Consider the following 4,498-nt stretch of genomic DNA (forward strand, 5'->3'; position numbering starts at 1 on the left):
GGTGGCGGGTCCGGCGATCAAGCAGCGCGCCGAGCATCTGCGCGCGGCGGGCGAGGTCGCGTTGCGGAAGCGGCTGGCATCGGAGGTCGGCGCGATGCGCGAGGTGCTGATCGAGAGCCCGACCGCCGGCCGCACCGAGCATTTTCTGCCGGTGGCGATAGCAGGTGGGGCACCGGGAGACGTGCGAAGGCTTTCGATTACCGGCCAAAATGGCGCGCGATTGACGGTGTAAAGTGGTCCTCAGGTATCGTCACCCGGCTTGACCTGGCTCGACCGGGCGACCCAGCACGCCCCGCCCCGACCAGTTGATCGCAACCGTCTCAATACTGGATCATCCGCGTTCGCGGATGATGACGTTCGAGATGCGGCGAGGCCTGCGTGCCGTCATTCCCCGTTCCATCCGCAGGCACGGAGCCGCACATGCATGTGCTCAGGCACCGGCGCCGTTACACGCACCGGCTCCTTGTTCTTCGAAACCGGAATCGCGATCTCGCGGGAGTGCAGGTGCAGGCGCGGTTCGCCGAAGCGCGGGCCGCTCCCATAAATGTTGTCGCCGACGATCGGCCAGCCTTGCGCCGCCGCGTGCACGCGCAATTGATGGGTGCGGCCGGTGACCGGTTCCATCGCGAGCCAAGTGAGGCCGTCGCCGCGCCCCAGCACTTTCCAGTGGGTGATGGCCTGTTGTCCATCAGGGTCCGGCTTCTGCCACCAGCCGCGTTCGACGTCGAGGCGGCCGAGCGCCAGTTCGATTGTACCTTGATGTTCGGCAGGGCCGCCCTCGACCATGGCCCAATAGGTCTTGCCGATGCGGCCATGCTTGAACAGAAGCCCGAGCGAGGCGGTTGCCTTGCGATGGCGCCCCAGCACCAGGCAGCCGGACGTATCCTTGTCCAGCCGATGGGCGAGCACCGGCGGGCGCGGCAGCCCGAAGCGCAGCGCGTCGAACGAGGATTCCAGGTTGGCGCCGCCCTTCGGTCCGCGATGCACCGGCAGCCCCGCCGGCTTGTCGATGACCAGCATCAGGCCGTCGCGGTGAAGTACGCGCGCCTGAATCTCGTCGGCGGTCAGTTCGGGAACGTTCATGACCTTCAAGGCTTTCGTTTGCCGAGGCTTTCGCTTGCAAAGGCTTTCGGTTGCAATGGCTTTCGTTTGGAGCTCGAAACGGCTAACACACCCCCTTCATGAGCGATACCACGCCAGAAACACCCAAACTGAGCTGGTGGCGGCGGCTGTCCAGCGGGCTGAAGCGCACCTCGAGCGCGCTGGGCTCGGCGGTGGCCGATCTCGTCACCAAGCGCAAGCTCGACCGTGCCATGCTCGAGGATATCGAGGATGTGCTGCTGCGCGCCGATCTGGGCACCGATGTCGCGGCGCGGATCGCGGCTGCGGTCGGCACCGGGCGTTACGACAAGGCCGTCAGCGCCGATGAGGTCAAGGGCGTCGTCGCCACCGAAGTCGAGAAGGTGCTGGCGGGCGTGGCGAAGCCGCTCGTGATCGACGCGACCAAGTCGCCGTTCGTCATTCTGGTGGTCGGCGTCAATGGCTCCGGCAAGACCACGACCATCGGCAAATTGGCGGCGAAGTTTGCCTCCGAGGGCCGCAAGGTGATGCTGGCCGCGGGCGATACCTTTCGCGCCGCCGCGATCGAGCAGCTCAAGGTCTGGGGCGAGCGCAGCCGATCGCCGGTCATTGCCGCCGCGCAAGGCTCGGATTCCGCAAGTCTGGCCTTCAATGCGCTGACGGCTGCGAAGGAGCAGGCCATCAACGTGCTCCTGATCGATACCGCCGGTCGGCTGCAGAACAAGGCCGAGTTGATGAAAGAACTCGAGAAGGTGGTCCGGGTCATCCGGAAGGTCGACGTGACGGCGCCGCATGCGGTGCTGCTGGTGCTCGATGCGACCGTCGGACAAAACGCGCTGTCGCAGGTTGAAGCATTTCACCGCACCGCAGGCGTCACCGGCCTGGTCATGACCAAGCTCGACGGCACCGCGCGCGGCGGCATCCTGGTGGCGCTCGCGGAAAAGCACAAAGTGCCGGTGCATTTCATCGGCGTCGGCGAAGGCATCGACGATCTGGCCCCGTTTACGGCGCGTGACTTTGCCCAGGCGATCGCAGGAATCGAGTCGTAAGTTTTCACTTGTCATGGCCTGCGAAGGCGGGGCATCCAGTACGCCGGACCGCCGATCGGATTCGACGTGGGGTAAAATACTGGATCATCCGCTTTTGCCTCTTGCGGACGATGACAGCAGCTCAGGTTTAGCAATGGATAAGACCCAGCCACATCCGATGTTCAAGCTCGCGACCGAACTCGGTCCGTTGATCGTGTTCTTCATCGTCAACGCCAAGTTCCATCTGTTCGTCGCGACCGGTGCCTTCATGGTGGCCGTGGTGGCGGCGATGATCGCCTCCTATGTCGTGACCCGTCACGTGCCGATCATGGCCCTGGTGACGGGTGCGGTCGTGCTGGTGTTCGGCACGCTGACCTTGGTGCTGCATGACGAGACCTTCATCAAGGTCAAGCCGACCATCATCTATGGCCTGTTCGCGGCCGTGCTCGGCGGCGGCCTGCTGTTCGGCCGCTCCTTCATCGCCATCATGTTCGATCAGATGTTCAACCTGACGCCGCAAGGCTGGCGCATCCTGACGCTGCGCTGGGCGCTGTTCTTCGCCGCGATGGCGGTGCTCAACGAGGCGATCTGGCGCACCCAGAGCACGGATGTCTGGGTCGCATTCAAGGCATTCGGCGTCATCCCGCTGACCATGGCTTTTGCCCTCACGCAGATGCCGCTGATCAAGCGCTATCACATCGAGCCGGTGTCGCTGGAGGCGAGCGAAGCCGAGGCTGGGGATGTTCGACAGGGGTGAGTTTTATCTCTTGTCGTTCCGGGGCGATACCAAGCATCGAACCCGGAATCTCGAGACTCGCGGTTCACGCTCCTCGCGCTCCGGAATGACGGCTAAATCCTAACTCCCCGACTTGAGCGCCTTGTCGATCTCGGCCTTCAGCTCGCTGTCGATGTTATCCGGCGTCACCGGGCCGACCAGCTTGTAGACGATCTTGCCTTCGCGGCCGACGATGAACGTCTCCGGCACGCCATAGACGCCCCATTCGATCGCGGCACGGCCGTTGCCGTCGACGCCGACGAAGCCGTAAGGATTGCCGTAGCGGCCGAGGAAGCGGCGGGCATTGTCGGGTGAGTCCTTGTAGTTGATGCCGATCAGCTGCAGCCGCTTGTCGCGACCGAGCTCGGTCAGCAGCGGCGCCTCGTCATGGCAGGGGATGCACCAGGACGCCCAGACATTGATGACGCTGACCTTGCCCTTGAAGATCGCGGGATCGAGACCCGGCACCGGCGCGCCATCGGTGACCAGGCCATCGAGCGGTGGCAAGGGGGTTTGCGGCGCCGGGTGGCCGATCAGCGCCGAGGGAATCCGCGACGGATCGGTGTCGCCGAGCCGGAACCAGAACAGCGCCGCCAGGGCCAGGAAGGCGACGAGCGGCAGCAGCATCAGGAAGGAGCGGCGCTGCGCGGGAGCTTCGGAGGTTGCCTGTTCGCTCATTGGATCTCCGTTGCGCTGCGCCCCGACCGCCGGACCACGCCGCTGGCGTCGAGTTCCCGCAGCCGCGTCCGCTGGTTGCGATAGTCGATCGCAATCCAGCCGATCAGGATCGCGACCACGAGGGCCGCTATGAGATAGGAGCTCAGGATGAAGGAGGCGTAGGGCCCGAGCATTGTTCCAAGTGACGTTCCGACTGTCATGGTTTATGCGGCCCGCTGGTTGGCTTGCATCATCTGCAGGCTCCGCACCCGGCGGCGCAGGATCTCGTTGCGCATCGCCGCCAGATGCAACGTCACGAACAACAGCGTGAAGGCCAGCGCCATCACCAAAAGTGGAATCAGGAAGGCGCGATCGAGCGTCGGGCCGCCCATCCGGAACACGGAGGCGGGCTGATGCAACGTGTTCCACCAGTCGACCGAGAACTTGATGATCGGCAGGTTGATGGCGCCGACCAGGGTCAAGACCGCCGCGGCGCGGGCCGCACGCGAGGGGTCTTCCACCGCGCGCCACAGCGCCATCAGCCCGAGATACATCAGAAACAGGATCAGGACCGAGGTCAGCCTGGCATCCCATTCCCAATAGGTGCCCCACATCGGCCGGCCCCACAGCGAGCCGGTCACCAGCGCCAGAAAAGTGAAGGCTGCGCCGATCGGAGCGGCGGCCTTGGCGGCGACGTCAGCGAGCGGATGCCGCCATACCAGCGTGCCGAGCGCAGCGATGCTCATCACGCCCCAGACGAACATCGACAGCCACGCATTGGGCACGTGGATGAACATGATTTTGACGGTGGCGCCCTGCTGGTAATCGTCGGGCGCCATGGCCGACAGATAAAGCCCGATAGCGAGCAGGATCGCGGTCGCGGCGGCGAGCCACGGCAGGACGCGCGCCGTCAACGACAGGAATTTTGTCGGATTGGCGAGATCGGTCAGCATCGTCG

General features: G+C 64.7%; 6 protein-coding genes and 1 pseudogene. 3 read left to right on the top strand and 4 right to left on the bottom strand.

The features are described from left to right. A pseudogene (locus WCB02_RS06290) lies at positions 1-232 on the top strand (tRNA (N(6)-L-threonylcarbamoyladenosine(37)-C(2))-methylthiotransferase MtaB); the annotation flags it as partial. A 152-nt stretch (positions 233-384) separates the two neighbouring features. On the opposite strand, the gene WCB02_RS06295 reads toward WCB02_RS06290, so the two are convergent. Beyond that, the gene (locus WCB02_RS06295) at positions 385-1,083 is read right to left on the bottom strand and encodes an RluA family pseudouridine synthase (protein ID WP_423956974.1); all 699 of its coding nucleotides are present in this window, start codon (positions 1,081-1,083) and stop codon (positions 385-387) included. Between the two features lie 98 nt (positions 1,084-1,181). Here WCB02_RS06295 and ftsY point away from each other — a divergent pair, with 98 nt between their 5' ends. Continuing rightward, positions 1,182-2,129 (top strand): signal recognition particle-docking protein FtsY, encoded by a 948-nt coding sequence (gene ftsY, locus WCB02_RS06300; RefSeq protein WP_423956975.1) that lies wholly within the window; start codon positions 1,182-1,184, stop codon positions 2,127-2,129. Positions 2,130-2,262: 133 nt separating this feature from the next. After that, a complete protein-coding gene (locus WCB02_RS06305; protein ID WP_423956976.1) occupies positions 2,263-2,865 on the top strand; it encodes a septation protein A in 603 nt (200 codons plus the stop codon). A gap of 99 nt (positions 2,866-2,964) precedes the next feature. Here WCB02_RS06305 and WCB02_RS06310 read toward each other — a convergent pair whose 3' ends face one another. The 3 genes from WCB02_RS06310 to WCB02_RS06320 are packed head-to-tail and all read right to left on the bottom strand — an operon-like array spanning position 2,965 to position 4,493. Then, positions 2,965-3,561 carry a DsbE family thiol:disulfide interchange protein gene (locus WCB02_RS06310; protein WP_423956977.1) on the bottom strand — a complete coding sequence of 199 codons (597 nt, stop codon included), beginning with the start codon at positions 3,559-3,561 and terminating at the stop codon, positions 2,965-2,967. Continuing rightward, positions 3,558-3,761, bottom strand: a complete 204-nt coding sequence (gene ccmD / locus WCB02_RS06315) for a heme exporter protein CcmD (protein ID WP_423956978.1) — start codon at positions 3,759-3,761, stop codon at positions 3,558-3,560. The genes WCB02_RS06310 and ccmD overlap by 4 nt, the downstream gene beginning before the upstream one ends. A gap of 3 nt (positions 3,762-3,764) precedes the next feature. Next, positions 3,765-4,493: a heme ABC transporter permease gene (locus tag WCB02_RS06320; protein WP_423956979.1), complete on the bottom strand. Its 729-nt coding sequence runs from the start codon at positions 4,491-4,493 to the stop codon at positions 3,765-3,767. Positions 4,494-4,498 lie beyond the last annotated feature (5 nt).

This window comes from Bradyrhizobium sp. (genome assembly GCF_049581145.1).
Classification (GTDB): Bacteria; Pseudomonadota; Alphaproteobacteria; order Rhizobiales; family Xanthobacteraceae; genus Bradyrhizobium.

Bases quoted from the DNA above. Each gene is read 5' to 3' on its own strand.
- WCB02_RS06295 (WP_423956974.1), bottom strand. From the start codon at position 1,083: ATGAACGTTCCCGAACTGACCGCCGACGAGATTCAGGCGCGCGTACTT.
- ftsY (WP_423956975.1), top strand. From the start codon at position 1,182: ATGAGCGATACCACGCCAGAAACACCCAAACTGAGCTGGTGGCGGCGG.
- WCB02_RS06305 (WP_423956976.1), top strand. From the start codon at position 2,263: ATGGATAAGACCCAGCCACATCCGATGTTCAAGCTCGCGACCGAACTC.
- WCB02_RS06310 (WP_423956977.1), bottom strand. From the start codon at position 3,561: ATGAGCGAACAGGCAACCTCCGAAGCTCCCGCGCAGCGCCGCTCCTTC.
- ccmD (WP_423956978.1), bottom strand. From the start codon at position 3,761: ATGACAGTCGGAACGTCACTTGGAACAATGCTCGGGCCCTACGCCTCC.
- WCB02_RS06320 (WP_423956979.1), bottom strand. From the start codon at position 4,493: ATGCTGACCGATCTCGCCAATCCGACAAAATTCCTGTCGTTGACGGCG.